General features: G+C 45.4%; 13 protein-coding genes. 7 read left to right on the top strand and 6 right to left on the bottom strand.

The features are described 5' to 3' along the window. Window positions 1-306 precede the first annotated feature (306 nt). From FKN08_RS15710 to sstT, 6 genes are all read left to right on the top strand, one after another. Window positions 307-1,224: a DUF368 domain-containing protein gene (locus FKN08_RS15710; protein WP_041853110.1), complete on the top strand. Its 918-nt coding sequence runs from the start codon at window positions 307-309 to the stop codon at window positions 1,222-1,224. Window positions 1,225-1,474: 250 nt separating this feature from the next. Next, the gene (locus tag FKN08_RS15705; protein ID WP_053809725.1) at window positions 1,475-1,900 is read left to right on the top strand and encodes a hypothetical protein; all 426 of its coding nucleotides are present in this window, start codon (window positions 1,475-1,477) and stop codon (window positions 1,898-1,900) included. Between the two features lie 9 nt (window positions 1,901-1,909). Next, a complete protein-coding gene (locus FKN08_RS15700; RefSeq protein WP_145533904.1) occupies window positions 1,910-2,524 on the top strand; it encodes an SCO family protein in 615 nt (204 codons plus the stop codon). Next, entirely contained in the window at window positions 2,514-2,822 is a 309-nt protein-coding gene (locus FKN08_RS15695; RefSeq protein WP_046875700.1) for a PTS transporter subunit EIIB, read from the top strand. Before FKN08_RS15700 ends, FKN08_RS15695 begins: the two co-directional genes overlap by 11 nt. A gap of 275 nt (window positions 2,823-3,097) precedes the next feature. Beyond that, the gene (gene rsgA, locus FKN08_RS15690) at window positions 3,098-4,174 is read left to right on the top strand and encodes a ribosome small subunit-dependent GTPase A (RefSeq protein WP_170892493.1); all 1,077 of its coding nucleotides are present in this window, start codon (window positions 3,098-3,100) and stop codon (window positions 4,172-4,174) included. A 357-nt stretch (window positions 4,175-4,531) separates the two neighbouring features. Further along, window positions 4,532-5,749 (top strand): serine/threonine transporter SstT, encoded by a 1,218-nt coding sequence (sstT, locus tag FKN08_RS15685; RefSeq protein ID WP_005396770.1) that lies wholly within the window; start codon window positions 4,532-4,534, stop codon window positions 5,747-5,749. A gap of 72 nt (window positions 5,750-5,821) precedes the next feature. Here sstT and pdxY read toward each other — a convergent pair whose 3' ends face one another. The 6 genes from pdxY to FKN08_RS15655 all read right to left on the bottom strand — a co-directional run bounded on the left by pdxY (window position 5,822) and on the right by FKN08_RS15655 (window position 13,273). Continuing rightward, a complete protein-coding gene (pdxY, locus tag FKN08_RS15680) occupies window positions 5,822-6,691 on the bottom strand; it encodes a pyridoxal kinase PdxY (RefSeq protein WP_170892492.1) in 870 nt (289 codons plus the stop codon). A gap of 101 nt (window positions 6,692-6,792) precedes the next feature. Beyond that, window positions 6,793-6,981, bottom strand: a complete 189-nt coding sequence (locus FKN08_RS15675; protein WP_005396772.1) for an AbrB/MazE/SpoVT family DNA-binding domain-containing protein — start codon at window positions 6,979-6,981, stop codon at window positions 6,793-6,795. Between the two features lie 147 nt (window positions 6,982-7,128). Continuing rightward, window positions 7,129-8,439 carry a putrescine-ornithine antiporter gene (gene potE, locus FKN08_RS15670; protein WP_005396773.1) on the bottom strand — a complete coding sequence of 437 codons (1,311 nt, stop codon included), beginning with the start codon at window positions 8,437-8,439 and terminating at the stop codon, window positions 7,129-7,131. A 61-nt stretch (window positions 8,440-8,500) separates the two neighbouring features. Next, a complete protein-coding gene (speF, locus tag FKN08_RS15665) occupies window positions 8,501-10,681 on the bottom strand; it encodes an ornithine decarboxylase SpeF (protein WP_031780582.1) in 2,181 nt (726 codons plus the stop codon). A gap of 408 nt (window positions 10,682-11,089) precedes the next feature. Next, window positions 11,090-11,536: a helix-turn-helix transcriptional regulator gene (locus FKN08_RS15660; RefSeq protein WP_031780583.1), complete on the bottom strand. Its 447-nt coding sequence runs from the start codon at window positions 11,534-11,536 to the stop codon at window positions 11,090-11,092. 540 nt (window positions 11,537-12,076) lie between these two features. Beyond that, window positions 12,077-13,273: an SEL1-like repeat protein gene (locus FKN08_RS15655; protein ID WP_046875696.1), complete on the bottom strand. Its 1,197-nt coding sequence runs from the start codon at window positions 13,271-13,273 to the stop codon at window positions 12,077-12,079. A 546-nt stretch (window positions 13,274-13,819) separates the two neighbouring features. Here FKN08_RS15655 and pulA point away from each other — a divergent pair. Then, entirely contained in the window at window positions 13,820-17,809 is a 3,990-nt protein-coding gene (gene pulA / locus FKN08_RS15650) for a pullulanase-type alpha-1,6-glucosidase (protein WP_170892491.1), read from the top strand. Window positions 17,810-17,884: the final 75 nt, after the last annotated feature.

The following is a 17,884-nucleotide window of genomic DNA, read 5'->3' as shown; positions in this document are numbered from 1 at the left end:
ACTTATTTTTGGGCACAGGATCTCATATAAAGTGAATTTGTCTATATAAAATATAGCAAAACGCAAATTCAATTATCAAATTGCATTTGCATAATGCAACAAACGTAGCCATTGATAGTACAGTTAATCATCTCAATAATGTAAACCAAATATTAAGAGATCGTTGTATTGGAATCACCTCATAACCTGTAACAAAAATAAGCAATTACTTGGATATAAAACCCAGTAGCTACAGCACTATTTCATACTTTTTTCGTCGCAATGTTTGTATACTCTGTGCCATCGAAACGACTTAGCATTAGAGCAATGAACTACTTAATTACTTTCTTCAAAGGAATCGCCATGGGCGCAGCAGATGTTGTTCCTGGCGTATCAGGCGGCACCATCGCGTTTATCACCGGCATTTACGATACGCTGCTTGAGAGCATTCGACGCATTAACCCATCACTTTTCTCTATTTGGCGAAAAAAAGGGGTTAAAGCTGCCTTTAATCACATCAACGGTTTCTTCCTTATCGCTCTGTTTGCCGGTATTTTCACCAGCATTGCTACGCTAGCAAAGTTGATCACTTGGCTTCTTGACACACACCCGATCCCACTTTGGTCATTTTTCTTTGGCCTGATTTTGGTATCGGTCTATCACATTATTCGTCAGGTTGAACAACGTGATCTTATCCGCTTCGTGACTTTACTTGTTGGTGTCGGGTTTGCTTACAGCATCACCGTGCTTAAACCTCTGCACATGGAACCAACGGCTATTAACACATTGTTCGCTGGTGCTATCGCGATTTGCGCGATGATCTTACCGGGCATCTCTGGCAGCTTTATCTTGTTATTGATTGGGATGTATGCGCCAGTATTAGCCGCCGTGAAAGGCTTCCAAGTCGATACATTGGCGCTGTTTTTGTCAGGTTGTGTGATTGGTTTGCTGTCCTTTTCGCATCTATTGTCGTGGTTACTACGCAAGTTCCGCGATTTCACTCTGATGTTTTTGACTGGATTAATGATTGGTACGTTGCCAAAGATTTGGCCTTGGAAAGAAACCATCACTTGGCGCACCAATTCAAAGGGTGAGCAAGTGCCCTTACTACAGCACAACCTATCACCATTTGAATTTGAACACGTGACATCACAACCCTCTCAGTTAGTGCTTGCCGTTGTGATGATGCTTGCTGCCATTGCGCTGGTTTTGAGTCTCGAAAAATTTGCAGATTCAGACAAGTAACTGGGTATCAAATCAATTCGGAATCAACAAACAAGAACGGAGCCAATTGGCTTCGTTCTTGTTTGTTGGCTAAGAGAAAATCATCGCAATTGAAAATCTTTATGGGCTTGATTCAACAACCCCTATACCGCGCGGTTATTTTGATCTCTGTCATCGAGGCACAACGCACAATTTATCTAGGCCACGAGTTGGCGAATGACGCTTCTGTGCTACGATGCAGGTAATGTTAAGTGATAAATGCTGAACCTTAATGAAAGTGTTACAAGTCGCCGCTGTTTCAGCCGCACTGGTTGCGGGATTTTATGCCCCAACTTTACTAAAAAGCTTTTCTTCATCCACTCCGATCAAACCGATAGATGAGTATTGCTTTCTCTCTACTGCCTCGTGCGTTCAAGAGAATGTTACGATGACGCTCAACGCAGATACTGCTCAACCCTTGGTCCCTACTACTCTGAATGTTGAGTGGCACACAAGCGATGCTGAACAACTCGTCCTAAGCCTTTCAGGAAGAGAAATGGAGATGGGAGAACCCAAGTTTTTACTGAAGCAAGTCGCTCCCGGTCAATATCAAGGTGACATCATTCTGCCGGTTTGCACTCAAGACGCCATGACCTGGGTTGGTGAACTCAGTGATGGAGAGAGTACCGTTTACCCTGCTATAAAAATGCAAAGATAAGGAATCGTTATGAGCCGCAATTGGTCCCTATTTCTCGTAGTTGCTTTCGCCCTCGGGTTTGGCGTAAAAAGCTATTTAGATAATCAGAAAACGAAGCCAGAGCAAGTGGATAGTTCCACCTCTCAACAAACGGTATTGTTTGGGGAAAATGACCAAGCCGTCAATATCTTCGATGTGAATGACCCTCGCATTCGAGTCGTCTATTTTGGTTTTACTCGCTGCCCAGATGTTTGCCCAACTTCGCTTGCTATGCTGGCAGGGGCCCTGAATCAAATCGATGAAGCGCAAAAAGCGCAACTGCGCCCAATGTTCATCTCTTTAGATCCAGAGCGTGATGAGGCCGATGCCTCGGCGAAATATGCCCATTACTTCCATCCAATGATTGAAGGCCTATCGGCACCGCTTGATGTAACCACACCTCTGGCACACAACTATGGTGTTATTTTCCGCAAAACCGAATTGGAAGGCTCGGAGCTCAAATACACGCTTGATCACAGCTCTTACTTTTACTTCTTGAAGCCGGATGGCACGTTAATCACCAAGGTACCGCATACACTCTCGCCGGCACCGATTGTTGAAGCCATTTCAAAACTGACGACTGAAGGCTCCTCAAATGACAGTTAAGTCAGTGCTGAAACAGTTTTTCAGTTTCCTAACTCAAACCAACCCCAATGTCGAACAAGACGTCGATACGATCATTGACGCCATTGGGGGGATAGAAAACCTGCTAGAAACTGGGGCATGCGCGACTCGGCTGCGTCTTACCCTTAGAACGACGTCCATCATCGATAAAAATGCACTCAAAAATCATGGCGCACATGGCGTCGTGATATTGGATGAGCGTCATGTCCAAATCATATACGGCTTAAAAGCCAACACGTATTCGCAGATAATGGAAGAGCGCATCAACAAACAAAGCTAATATTTTCGCAGTATAGCTACCCTCTAAGAAAAAGGGCGGCTATACTCTCTTGGCTTAATTAATTCACTTATTTATTAACCAACGAAGAGGACAAATGATGATTGTATTGAATAACACTAACTGGGCATCGCAAGGGTAACCCTAACCGCACCAATTGCGTGGCATAGCCACAACTCCCCTTCTCTGCCCGGTCTTCACCGGGGTCAACTCTATCCGAATTAGCCCCTAATGCGATTTGTATTAAGGCGCGTTTTTGCGTCTGGGATAATTCAACAATGAATCAAACACATACTTTTTGTGACACATTAATTTCAACTTCAAACCCACTAAAACGATTGGGTTGGAAACCATTTTTTCAGCAACAACTTACACTAGACGATTACGACGACACTATCTTCGCACGTGTGATTGCGCATCACCGAAGTGGTTACCTATTGGCGACAGAAACGGGGCAAGTCCACCTCAATGCCCACCACTCTCTACCCAATATGACCGTCGGAGACTGGGCTATCTTAAATGACGATCAGCAATTTGTTCGTTTACTGGATCGCTTGAGCCTCTTTAGCCGCAAAGCAGCAGGCAGCAAAGTGGCAGAGCAGCTCATCGCCGCAAATGTGGATACCGTTTTTATCGTCTGTTCCCTTAACGACGACTTCAATTTAAGTCGTATTGAACGCTATCTCGCCTTGGCTCATGAAGCCGAAGTCGAACCCGTCATCGTCCTTTCCAAAGCCGATTTGTGTGACGACGTCAATGAACTCAAAAGCCAAGTACAGAAGCTAGACCCTCTGCTAGTCATTGAGACGGTCAACGGCTTAGATGCAGAAAGTACTTCTAAGCTCATGAGTTGGTGTAATGAGGGGCAAACCGTCGCTTTTATCGGTTCTTCAGGCGTTGGCAAATCAACTCTTGTGAATGCATTACTCGGGCAGCAAGAACAGGCGACTGGGCATATTCGTGAAGACGATAGCAAAGGGCGACATACAACCACATCGCGCTCTATCCATCTATTACCTGATGGCGGCATCTTGATTGATACTCCGGGAATGCGCGAGCTTCAACTAGCAGACTGCGAAGTGGGCGTCAGTGAGGCATTTTCTGACATTGAGGTTCTCGCTCAGCGTTGTCGCTTTGGTGATTGCCAGCATCAAACTGAGCCGGGTTGCGCAGTTCAAGCTGCGATTGAAAATGGCAAACTGGAGGTTCGTCGTTTCAATAACTATCAAAAACTATTGCGAGAACAAGCCTTTAACGGCGCGACTTTGGCAGAGCAACGAGCTCAAAGTCGACAGTTCGGGAAACTCACTCGAAATGCCATGAGTGATAAGCGCAGGCGCCAACAAAGTTATTGATTTGTTACGTTTGAGTTGTCAATAAAATCAAAGGAGACGAAAGTCTCCTTTTTAACAACTTTATTAAAAACCATTACTCATAACTAATGATAATTTTCAACATAAAAATCTTATTTAAATAACATTGAGCAAACATTTAATCCAAAAACAAACTAAAACTAGACACAAAATATTACCAAGCTAAGATATGTGATATTCAGCAAGAAAATGGCTGAATTTATAAAAACAGGATAATTGATAATCATGTGTCTTAGTGACCAGAAGCAATGCTCACCCCTTGCAATACAAGGGCATTATCGCCGTGTAATGATGGACTATTGCCCTGCTCGCTCTGCCATAAAATTGCAGGAATGATGTATGCAACACAACAGCCTCGTTGCCCGATTTGCTCGTGGTAACCTCGTCGTCCAGATCCTTGTCGGTATTGTCTTTGGTATTTTGCTCGCCACAATTTCCCCAAGCCATGCCGAAAGTGCAGGATTAATTGGTAGCCTTTTTGTTGGTGCTCTTAAAGCGATCGCGCCAATCCTTGTGTTTATTTTGGTTGCCGCTTCAATTGCGAACCAAAAGAAAAACCAGCACACGTACATGCGTCCAATCGTTGTACTGTACCTGATGGGTACGTTCTTCGCGGCGCTATCAGCAGTGGTTCTAAGCTTCCTTTTCCCGACCAATTTAACGCTTGTCACCGGCGCTGAAGGTGCAACGCCGCCTCAAGGTATTGCTGAAATTCTACGCACACTGTTGTTTAAACTGGTCGACAACCCAGTAAATGCACTAGTAGAAGCAAACTACATCGGCATTCTTGCTTGGGGTGTGGGTCTGGGTCTTGCGCTACACCACGCATCTGCAACAACGAAAGCCGTGTTTGAAGATCTCAGCCACAGCGTGTCTCACATTGTTCGCTTTATCATTCGTCTTGCACCATTTGGTATCTTTGGCCTAGTTGCTTCAACGTTCGCAACAACAGGCTTTAGCGCACTAGCAAGCTACGCACACCTTCTGGCGGTTCTTCTTGGCGCTATGATGATCATCGCTCTCGTTGTAAACCCGGCGATCGTGTTCGTTAAAACTAAGCAAAACCCTTACCCACTTGTATTCCGTTGCCTACGTGAAAGTGGTGTAACCGCGTTCTTCACTCGTTCAAGTGCGGCGAATATCCCGGTAAACATGGCACTATGTGAGAAGCTAAAACTGGACGAAGATACGTACTCAGTATCTATCCCACTAGGTGCGACCATTAACATGGCTGGTGCTGCAATCACTATCACAACGCTAACGCTTGCAGCTGTGCACACTATGGGTATTGAAGTTGATCTACTGACTGCGCTACTACTAAGTATTGTGGCTGCGGTTTCTGCATGTGGCGCATCAGGTGTTGCAGGTGGCTCGCTACTACTTATCCCACTTGCGTGTGGTCTGTTTGGTATCTCAAACGACGTAGCAATGCAGGTTGTAGCGGTTGGCTTCATCATCGGCGTGATTCAAGACTCTGCTGAAACTGCGCTAAACAGTTCAACAGACGTTGTCTTCACAGCAGCAGTTTGTAAATCAGAACAGCAAAAAGCTCAGTAAGACTGACAGAACAAATAGAAAGGGGAGCCGATGATGGCTCCCCTTTTTTATATACTAATTATTTGCGCTCAATTACGCGGTGGCCAGAGCCACCTCTTCAATTGAGAAATGCTTACTTGGCTCAACAAACTCTTGCTGTGCCGCGATAGTTTGCAGCTCCCACTCCCCTGCATGGTAAGTGGCGCTTAATACCCCGTAACACGCGTCATGGCAGTGTTGGAAAGCTTGCTTAGGAGACCACCCCTTCAATAATCCAGCGGTGAAGATCGCCGAAATAAGGTCGCCTACACCCACAGGTTGTTTGGCAAACTCAAACTGAGGGCGCTTCGCTAAGTAAATGCCTTCTTGCGTTGCCAGTAACATGTTGAAGCTGCCATTCTCTAGGCAGTAAAGGTGCTTAACTAGCACAACTTTTGGACCTTTCGCTAGTGCACGTTGGCATGCCGTGATCGCATCGTCTAACGAGTGGATTTCCATCTCTGCAAATTGGCTTAGCTCGAACTGGTTAGGCACGATCACATCTGCCATTGGCATCAGACGGTTTAACAAGTTTTCTGCAATACCCGGCGCCACAATACAGCCTTTGTCTGGCGCGCCCATCACAGGGTCGCAAACATAAAGTGCCTTCGGGTTCGCTTGCTTCACCTTCGTCACGGTTTCTTCAACAGCAAGGCACTGCTCTGCGCTGCCTTGGTAGCCCGTCAACACCGCTTGGCATTTTTCCAATGCACCGATGTTTCCAAGACCACGAACTAACTCGCTGATGTCTTCAGCCGCAAACGCTCGCCCAGTCCAGCCTTCTTGATACTGCGTGTGGTTAGAAAATTGAACGGTATGAATCGGCCATACTTCGAAGCCCATGCGTTGCATTGGGAAAACGGCACTGCTGTTACCAGCATGACCAAAAGAAACATGAGATTGTATAGAGAGGATACCTTGCATAGTACCTTACCTCTTATTGTTGTTATCGATAGTTCAAAGACAGCGGCAAGCGCCAGTTTTGCGAAACCAGTAGTGTATCCGACAAACCAAGATTCTCTAACTCAATTCTCGTTAACTTCTTCAGAGTAAGTTGGAGCGCTGGTTTTCAACACCATCTTCTTGATTTCCATTTTGTCTTTATTCAGTGCGATTTCTAGGGTATCTCCTTCCCTTATCCCGAGTTGAGTCAGGATTACGCTTGGAATGACTACGGCGGTATCGTCACCGATTTTAACAGGTTGACTTATCATCTTTCGTCCTCCAAATGTCGAAAATGAGTTTTCACATCATTGGATATTTATTCCCAAGAGCCTTGTTCTGACTTGGGCTTGGCATAAGCGCCTAAAAACAAAGAGCCTTCCACACCGCGTTTGGGAAGGCTCTTTCATTATTATTTTTTAATTTGCTAAAGGCTCATGCTTGGCAGCAATCAGACCGTAAGCACTCCAGCCTAAGAAGGTTACGATTGAGCCCCACATCATCGCTTCGTAGCCGGAACCATATAGCGCGTAGAAGCTGTATAGAGAACCAATCAGAGCGATAATGTTGGTGGTTTTCATCTCGCGCTCTGGCACGTGTGCCACTTGCTGCATGATGAAAATTGCGCCCATACATAGAATGTAAGGAATAACGTTCGTTACTACCGCTAGGTTAACCAGCGCTTCGAACTGCTCGTTCAGCGTTGGAGAAATAGTCATTAAAGACAGCACCGATTGGATAACCGTGATGGCCACCATACCTTTGATTGGCGTACCACGTTTGTCCACTTGAGAGAACAATTTAGGGAAGAAGCCCGCATCAGAAGATGATTTGAACACTGACGCGATAGTGAACTGCCAACCTAATAGAGAACCCGCACAAGCCAATACCGCCATACCAGCAACCGCTTTACCTGCTGCTGAGCCAAGCATCACAGACCATACGGTTGAGAATGGTGCGGTAGAAGCGGCAAGCTCAGAGTTTGCAACGATACCAGAACAGATGTTTGTCGATACAATGTAAACCACCGCAGCAATCAACGTACCGCCCAATACTGCGATTGGTACGTTCTTCTCTGGGTTTTCTACCGCTTCTGAGTTCGCACAGGCCGATTCAAGACCAAGAAACGCCCATAGTGTCATGGCAATAGAAGCACTCACAGCTTCACCAAATGGTAGGTGGTGTGGGTTCCAAGCTTCTATGTACATGGTTGGGTTAAACCAGAACCAACCAACAATACCTAGCGAACATACCGGTAGGATCACACCCCATACCGTGAAGGTACCGATTTGACCTGTGATTTTCGCACCACCGAAGTTAGCGAAAGTACAAATCCAAAGAATGGCGATGGTATACAAACAGGTTTCGACCGGAGATAGGGTCACTTCAAAAAATGCGGAGCCGTAACCCACACAGGTAATCGCGATCGCAATATTCGCAATAAGGAGCGACAAACCGTAAGTCCAGCCCGCCATAAACGCACCAGATTTACCGAATGCGTAAGACGCGTAACCGTTCATACCGCCGTCACGTTTACTAAAGCGACCACATTTTGCAAACACATAAGCCAACGCCAAAGAGCCCGCTGCCGTGATCAGCCAAGATAACACAGAAATGGTGCCCACTTGCGCCAGTTTACTTGGCAGCATAATGATACCGGAGCCAGCCATGTTGATGAACGTCAGAATGGTTAACTGCACCACCGACATTTTTTTAGTTTCAGTACTCATAAATTATTCTCCACGAATAAGCGGTTCGCACCGACGCCGGAGCGTGGTGCGAACGGGTAGATTAATCTTTTAGGACATAGCAATGTGCGGTAGTGCGACCGTCGACATCTTCAAGGTACACACCTTGAATTTCTGGCGCGAAGCCTGGGAATCGGTTGATGCCTTCTTCTAGAGATAAGAAGTAATCCACCACCTGTTGAGTCCAGATTTCACCAGTGATCACACAGATAATGCCTGGAGGGTAAGGCAGTGCACCTTCGGCGGCTACGCGGCCGACGGCCTCTTTAAGTGGTAAGTAATCGCATTCACCGCGAAAGTATTTGCGCGTTGCCACGTCCGGTTTGTGAACCATTTGTGGGAAGTATTCACTGCGGAACATCGCTTTTTGTAGCTGTTTCACGTTCAGCTCTTTGTACATGTCATGCATTTCCTGACATAGCTGACGGATGGTGTAACCACGGTAGCGCTCTTTGTTCGCTTCGTAGACGCCTGGTAGCACGATACTGAGAGGTGCATCATCACGAATGAATTTTTCGAATCGGTTAATTTGAGCCACAAGGTGACGGATCTTACCCATATCTTCGGCAGGAGTGAGTAGGAACAAGATGGAGTTCAAGTCACACTTCTCAGGGATGATGCCGTTTTCTCGAAGGAAGTTCGCCAATAGCGTTGCCGGAATACCGAAATCTGCGTAGCTGCCGTCTTCGGCAATGCCTGCCGTGGTTAGCAACAATTTACATGGGTCAACAAAGTATTGACCTTCGCCATAACCTTCAAACTTGTGCCAGTTTGCATCTGGCTCGAACATGAAGAACTTCTTGTTGGTCGCGATCACATCAGTGTCGTAACTGCCCCAAGGTTGACCTTCAATTTCATTTGGAATGAACGGACGAATTAACTCACAACTTTTGAGAATTTCTTTACGCGCTTCGATACCTGTCTTAACCGCGTCGCTCCATAAACGTAAGCCTGCTTCACCATCGTGGATCTTCGCGTTCACATCCAATGCAGCAAACAACGCATAGAAAGGAGATGTCGATGCGTGCATCATAAACGCGTTGTTAAAGCGTTTGTGATTGCAGTAACGAGCTTGGCCTTTGATATGGCGGTCTTTTTTGTGGATTTGCGACGTTTGAGAGAAACCAGCTTGTTGCTTGTGAACAGACTGGGTCACGATCACACCCGCATCTTCTGGTTTCAGATCCAGTAGCAGTGGCGAACAATCTTTCATCATAGGGATGAACTGCTCATAGCCTACCCATGCCGAGTCAAACAAGATGTAGTCACAAAGGTGGCCAATCTTATCCATGACGTAACGAGCGTTATAAATTGTACCGTCGTAAGTACCCAACTGGATGATGGCCAGGCGGAACGGACGCTCATCTCGTGCACGCTCTGGAGATACTTTCGCGATTTGAGCACGAATGTACTCTTCATCGAAACAGTGCTCATCCATACCACCAATGAAGCCCCAAGGGTTACGCGCTGTTTCTAGATAAACTGGCATACCACCCGCTTGGATTAACGCGCCGTGGTGATTCGACTTGTGGTTATTGCGGTCGAACAATACCAAATCACCTTCAGTTACTAGCGCATTACACACCACTTTATTTGAAGCAGAAGTACCGTTGAGTACGAAGTAAGTTTTGTCAGCGTTAAATACTTTTGCAGCGTGTGCTTGCGCTTGGTGTGCAGAACCTTCGTGGATCAGTAAGTCACCTAAGTCCACGTCCGCGTTACACAAGTCGCTACGGAATAGGTTTTCGCCAAAGAAATCGTAGAATTGTTTACCAGCAGGGTGTTTTTTGAAGAACTGACCACCTTGGTGCCCTGGACAGTCAAACGCCGAGTTACCCATCTCAACGTAGTGCGTTAATTGCTTGAAGAAAGGAGGGAGCAGACGACACTCATATTTAGTCACGGCTTCATTAATTTGACGGCAGTAGTAATCGATAGATTGTCTTTCTAAATCAATAACCCCCGTTAACCAAACGTAATCTTCTGCCGAAACTGGAGTTTCATCGGTCACTAAGAAAACAGGAATTCCGTACCCTGTTTCCGAAATCATTCTGTGCAGACCCGCTTTAATGTCTGCTGACGTAATAATAGCCGCACCAACGTCGGTTAATTCAACTTGTTCTAAAGGCAGTAAGTGACGATTAAATTGTTCATCTAAAGATTCAGCTAATAAGCTAAAGTCTTCAGGCATGTAATTACTAACACCTATAATTAAACGTTTCATTTGAAATATCTCTTTTTGTTCTTTAAAAATGACAAGGACAGATATTACAAACGAAATATTTATTTAAAATTCAAATTACAAATTTCGTGATTAAATTTTCATATTTAAAAGACTTATTTTATCGAATTAAAATTTAGAGACTTTCATCACTTTCCAGCTTCTATCTCAATGATATTGAAACGCACCTAAAAGGAAAGAACCTTCAATAATTATGTGACAACGCCCATTATTAAAAAGAAGGTTATTATAAGAAAATAAAGTTTTGAGATTTCCATCACTATATAATAAGTTAAATTATATTATTGCAGTTTAAAATACTCCACTTTTAACCAAATTTAAACACATAATAAAAGAGCCATCAACACATGTATTGATGGCTCTTTACTTTGGATATAAAGAAAAAACAACTTAATTGAATAAATGACTATCTAGCTTGACTCCACCATTCGACCATTGTTGATAACGCTTTACAGACATGCCTGACGAGTACATGGTATGTTTACAATCCATACACTCAACAAAATACAACCCACTCATTCCTGCCATAACGTGCAGCCTTCGGCTATCGCAGCGCTTGCAGGACAGGCGCTTTACTTTGGTGTTGACGTCAATACGCCGAGCAAAGTTTAACGTTTCGTGAGAGCATAAAGCGTCAACAGCACTATCTTTAAAAGGATGCTCACTAAGTAAATAATTAATGGCGTAATCGTACACCGGGGGGATTGAAGATTTTCCACTTTCAATATTACTTATCTTAGCAACGGAAACGCCTAATAAAGAAGCGAACTCAGCCTTGCTGTACTCTAAGATAAATCTTGAAGAGATGAATTTATCTGCACTAATGATTCTCAACATACACAAATCTCTAATAGAAATAAAAACAGAGAAAACTAATTCGCTCCATTTCTGCTGAAACATGTAATGAAAAAGTTACTTCCTAGTGTAATTCTGCATATTATCTATGCTATTTTATTTTGTACGTCATCTTGCGCCTAATTAATTATAAAATCAATAATCCATGCCTAAATATAAAAACACAATTTAAGATTTATAATACAATTTTTAATTTACATTATTAGATAAAGTAATGAATACTATTCACCTATTACTCTGGGCATCAAGTATTGCTCTTCAATCATTATTACTATCAATTGAAGAGACTTGATTTGAGCCCAACAGGAGAAGTAGATAAAGAGGGAAATCCCTCTATTTGAAGATAAACATATCCCGCCTTAGCGAAGTACTAAAAATGTGTTGAAAAATCGAATAAATAGTATGCAATCCAGTAAATAAATCGCTTAGATAAGTTTACAGTCTGTAATTGTGATCGACAGAGATACTGAGACAGAAAGGCAAAAGAAAAGCCTCAATTATGAGGCTTATGGATAAGATAAATTATGGTTGAAGGAAATTCTGCGTGAAATCGAGCGCCTCTTTAGAGAGCTTTTTTTCGGTGGACGATGTGGTTGTCTGTCCCTCCGTCGTTGCGGTCGTCATGTCAGGCTGGAAGTTCGGCGCCGATGCTTCATCCCATGCGTTAGCATCGTCTTTATTTTCGTCACTCAACACCGCGTTAAGTTCCTCCTCTGCAGGAAAATACGCTTCGCGTTTGTACACCTTGTTCAGCGCCCGAATAATGGAATGCTTTCTCACCATCCCTGACGCCAGCTTTCTTTGCAACGGTTTCGCTATGGATTGCAATCCAACGACGACATCAACACCAATATTGGTTGCCACTTCGTCACGCAACGTACGCGCTGGCTGATACCCCATATTGGCAGCAAGAAACAACCAAACATAAGCAATCGCATTGCCTGTTTTACCTTTGTCCTTCCACGCTTCGCCAGCATGATACATCGCCTCGGCGCTGCCACCTTCTGCGGCTCTTTCAAGCCAATAGCAGCCTTTGACCATGCTTTTTTCTGTACCAACACCATTTAGGTAACATAAGCCAACTTGGATCTTTCCGTCCGCACTGTCTTTTTCAGCCGCTTTCATAAACCAATAAAGCGCATCTGCACTGCGTCCTGCACTATTGTCTGGTGAAAGTTGCCATTCACCCATGTAAAGCATGGCATCAATGCAGCCTTCTTCGGCTGCAGTTTCAATCAGTTGGTTACCTTTGGGAATATTTTTTTCCGTTCCGCGACCAAAAACCAACGCTTTGCCTGTCGCAAATTTCGCTTCGGTATCCCCTTCCATTCCGGCAATGGCGGTACGCCAAAAGTTTGCCTGCTCTTTTAAAATCACATCTTCACGCATGCGCTCACTCAAGCGAACAATACCGTACATTCCCGTCACATTGTCCAACTTAGCGGCTTTATCATACCAATACAGCGCTTGACGAATGTTGTCCTTCTCAGCTTCTTTCGCTAGAAATAAAATGGTGGGAATATGTCCGGTTTCTGCTTTGAACTCACGCTCTTTACGCTCTTGCTCTCGCGCTTTTTGCATCGCCTTTCGATAAGCGGCTTCGCGAGCTTTCCTCTCTGCCTCGAGTCTCTGTTTCCGCATCGACAACGAGATCATCCACACAAATATCAGGACGAGTGAAAGGCCAGTTGCCGCAATGGCAATGCCCATACTACTCATAAATAGCCTCTTTTGGTTTCAGGGCCCAATTCATCTCCCTCTCAGGGAAATCTTAAGATTACGCGCCGACATAACGCCGACTACCTTCATTATATAACGACCACTTAGCGAAAATCTGAAGCTTGCCAAGACTTAATGGCGGTATTTTATGCAATATCACTGCAACTTATTTTTAATTGAAAAATATCACTGTGATTTTTATAGAACTTAGTCACGGTTTTGGGGCTGAGATATTCTCCTCCCCTATCATCCCCCCTTGCTCCTCCTATAAAAATTTACATTTTAATGATGTGCAGAAGCTCTCACTATGCGTCTGTTTTATTATTTAATTTGTGAACAAAATCGACTGTGATAGAAAATTTTCACTTGTAAAAAACTTAACTGCCTGCTCTCACATTTTGCTGATGATTCAGTGTATTAGCATCTAGTTGAACATTTCCTTTTTCGGCATCTGCCTTTCTAGCGTGTGCGAAACCTTCTTGATGACTGAGTCAGCGAAGGCAGCGCGCAGCTCAATATCAATTCAATAACAATGGATTTGTAAACGTGGACAATAAGACATTTAAATTATCAACAATTGCCAAAACCGTACTGCCTTTGATTTCCGTCGCAGTCATCAGCGGTTGTGGTAGTGATAGCACGAACGAAGATACGACGAACCCGGGCTCAGGCTTGTACCCTGCGGGAGAGAACGAGGTCGTCATTTATTACAAACGCGATGTGGCGTCCGCTTCAACGGCCAGCGACTACGAAGGTTGGGGCTTGCACCTGTGGAACGGTGAAGGCTGTACCAGCACAGATTTAGACGCAATGGGCATTCCTGGCACAGGAACGGATTGGTCGGCACCGCATCCATTCGATGGCATCAACGACACCTACGGTGCTTACTACGTACTGAAAGTGAACCCAGATGCCTCTGACCCACACGAATGCATGAACTTCATTCTGCACAAAGGTGATGAGAAAGCATTCGGCAGTGCAAACTCAAAAGTAGAGCTGACGAAAATCGGCGAATCCAAAGGGTTGTTTGGCTTCCACGGCAGCAGTGAACTTTACTACGAGCCAATCGAAGAACGCCCTGTTGATATTGATGGTCAAAAAGCGCATTGGCTAGATGCCAACACCATCGCGTGGGAAGCGGCGGCCAATGCGGATTCCATGAAGCTGTTCTACAGCCTTAGCAATGACATTAAAATGGATGAAGACAAGCAAATCTCCGGTGGCACAGCGGTTGAGTTGACGAAAGCAGGTGATTTATCTGATGGCCTGAAATCACGCTTCCGTCACCTTGCTAGCCTCCAAGCTGCAGGCATTGATGTCGATGACGCAACCCTACGCACGATCCTGAAGTCACAAATCGTTATGGTAGCTTACAACGCAAATGGTGACGTCATTTCTGCAACTGAAGTGCAAAAGCCGGGCGTTTTGGATGCGGTGTTTGCCGATTCCAAGGCAGGTAACGCGATTGGTCAAGAACTCGGCGCGATTGTGGAAGGCGGTGCCGCAACCTTCAAACTATGGGCACCAACTGCCCAAGATGTTGATCTGATAATCTACGATGAAAACTTAGCAGAAGAAGCGACCGTTGCCATGACGGAAGACCCAGCAACAGGTATCTGGGTTTCTGAGGCACAAAGCAACGTCGTTAACAAATACTATCGCTACCAAGTTAAGGTATACCACCCAACAACTGGCGTCGTTGAAACGCGTTTGGTAACAGACCCATATTCAATGAGCTTGTCTAAGAACTCACGATACTCGCAAGTGGTTGATTTAGATGATCCAAGCTTAATGCCTCAAGATTGGAAAAACTACGCACGCCCAACGGTTAAAAAAGACGAAGACCACGTCCTTTACGAGTCACATATTCGTGATTTCAGTTTTAACGACAGTAAAGGCACACCAAGTCTTGATGGCAAATATCTGGCGCTTACAGAACCTGAGCGTGAGTCTGTATCTCACTTACAAGCTCTGAAAGATGCTGGCCTAACAACGCTACATATCCTGCCAGCATTTGATATTGCAACCGTGGATGAAGACGCTGACAAGCGAGTCGATATCACCGACACCGTGGGTAAACTTTGTGGCATCAAGCCAGAAGCCTCCATTTGTGAGACCGAAGATGACGGCAAAGTGATTGAAGAGGTATTAAATAGCTACGACCCAACAACGGGCAAAGCACAAGCGTTGATGAACGATCTTCGCATGCTAGACAGCTTCAACTGGGGTTACGACCCTTACCACTACACCGTGCCAGAAGGCAGTTATGCGACCGATCCTAACGGGTCTAAGCGTATTCTTGAGTTCCGCGAAATGGTTCAAGCGACGCATAAAATGGATCTGAAACTGGTCATGGACGTCGTGTACAACCACACAAATGCATCTGGTGTGAACGAAAAATCAGTACTGGATAAAATTGTCCCTGGGTACTACCACCGCCTAAACGTCAACACTGGCGGCGTAGAAAACTCAACCTGTTGTGATAACACCGCCACCGAAAACCTAATGATGGGTAAACTGATGGTTGACTCATTGATGGTGTGGGCGGATGACTATAAAGTCGATGGTTTCCGTTTTGACCTTATGGGCCACCAGCCGAAAGATGTCATGGTCTACGCACTTGAAAAAGTCCGTGAAATTGATCCGAATACTTTGTTCTACGGCGAAGGCTGGGACTTCGGTGAAGTTGCGCAAAACGCTCGCTTCGATCAAGCGACACAAGTCAACATGGCGGGGACAGAAATCGGTACTTTCTCTGATCGTCTGCGTGACGCAGTTCGTGGCGGAAGCCCTTTTGATGGCGGTGTAGATTCTGAAGGTAAGCACCCACTTCGCTTCAACCAAGGCTTTGGTAACGCCGCTTACCCGAACGAAGAAACTAAAACTGATGCAGAATCTGTGAATGGCCGCCTACACAACCAAGATCTGGTCCGTCTAGGTATGGCTGGCAACTTAGCTGACTACGTCCTTCTGGATTACAAAGGCGAAACCAAACTTGGTAAGAATGTTGATTACAATGGTGCTCCAGCAGGCTACACAAAAGTGCCATCAGAGAACATTTCCTACGTGTCTAAGCACGATAACCAAACGCTGTGGGACAACAACGCTTACAAGATTGCGACAGGTACTTCATCTGCTGAGCGAGCACGAATGCAGTCTGTATCACTATCAACGGTGATGCTAGGTCAAGGTATTCCGTTCATTCACATGGGTTCTGAGCTATTGCGCTCTAAGTCAATGCAGCGTGACTCGTACGATTCTGGTGACTGGTTCAACCGTGTATTCTTCGATGGAAGCGACAATAACTGGAACGTTGGTCTACCACGTGAAGACAAAGACGGTGCAAACTGGGAGTTGATCAAAACCATCGTCGGTGACAGCACGGCGAAACCAGACTCAACGGACATCGAGCTGACGAAGCAACAATTCCTAGAGCTACTAAAAATCCGCAGTACAAGCGAACTGTTCCGCTTAGACACCGCGCAAGAAGTGATGAATCGTGTTGATTTCCGCAACGTGGGCCAAGACCAAGTAGAAGGCTTGATTGTGATGTCTATCGACGATGGCACATCAGCAGGTGCCGATTTGGATTCGAACTACGATGCGATCGTGGCCGTTGTGAACTCAACATCAACTGAGAAATCTTTCAAAGTTGCTGGCGCAACTGGTTTCGAGCTGCATGAAGTTCAACACAACTCTGCGGATGACATCGTGAAAGGTGCAAGCTTCGCCAATGAAACGTTCACAGTACCAGCACTGACAACAGCGGTATTCGTACAGCCACAAGACGGCGCGCAAGGTGCAGGCCTATCAGTAAACACGGACAATAAAGACGTATCGAGCATTCCTCCTTACGGCGAAACTGTGGTTTACGTCAAAGGCACCATGAACGAGTGGTCAGATAGCAGTGACTGGGCGATGACCTTTATTGGCAATGGCATGTACTCTGTAACTGGCGTGCTTGAAGCTGGTGAACACGAGTTCAAATTTGCGGATTCAGGATGGGCAAATCCAAACATCGGTTGTGATGCTGCGGATTTGGCTTCTGGCTCACTAGACTTAGGCTCTGCGGGAAACTGTACGTTGTCTGTCGCTGAAACTGGTAAGTACAACTTCACTCTGAACGCGTTACATGTTCAAGATGAAAGCGTAGAAAAACCTGTCGTTTCAGTGACGAAGTCAGCAGATGCACCAACGTTCGGTGAAACAGCACTTTACCTACGTGGCACTATCACCACATGGGATACTCCAGCGCAAGACTCCACTGCGAAGTTCAGCTATGTAGCAAATGACGTTTACTCGCTAGACATTGACCTAGCGGCGGGCAACTACGAGATGAAAGTTGCGAGCGCAGACTGGGCAGCAGACACCAACTTCGGTGGCGAAGGCAGTGTTGAGCTTGGTAAAGCGCTAACGATGGAAGTCGGTGGCGGTAGTGCAAACCTCAAAATTGCGATTGCAGAAGCAGGAAATTACAACTTCCACTTCAACGCGGCTGACAAGTCGGCGCCAATCGTGACGGTAACGAAAAACTAGTTTCATTTAAAAACATCCGTAATGAAAAAGGGGAAGCATCACGCTTCCCCTTTGTTTTGTTGGCGTCACTAAATG

Origin of the sequence: Vibrio sp. 1-2 (7-a), from assembly GCF_013048515.1 — a bacterium.
Lineage (GTDB): Bacteria > Pseudomonadota > Gammaproteobacteria > Enterobacterales > Vibrionaceae > Vibrio > Vibrio diabolicus.
This window is presented reverse-complemented; position numbering and strand designations above follow the sequence as displayed.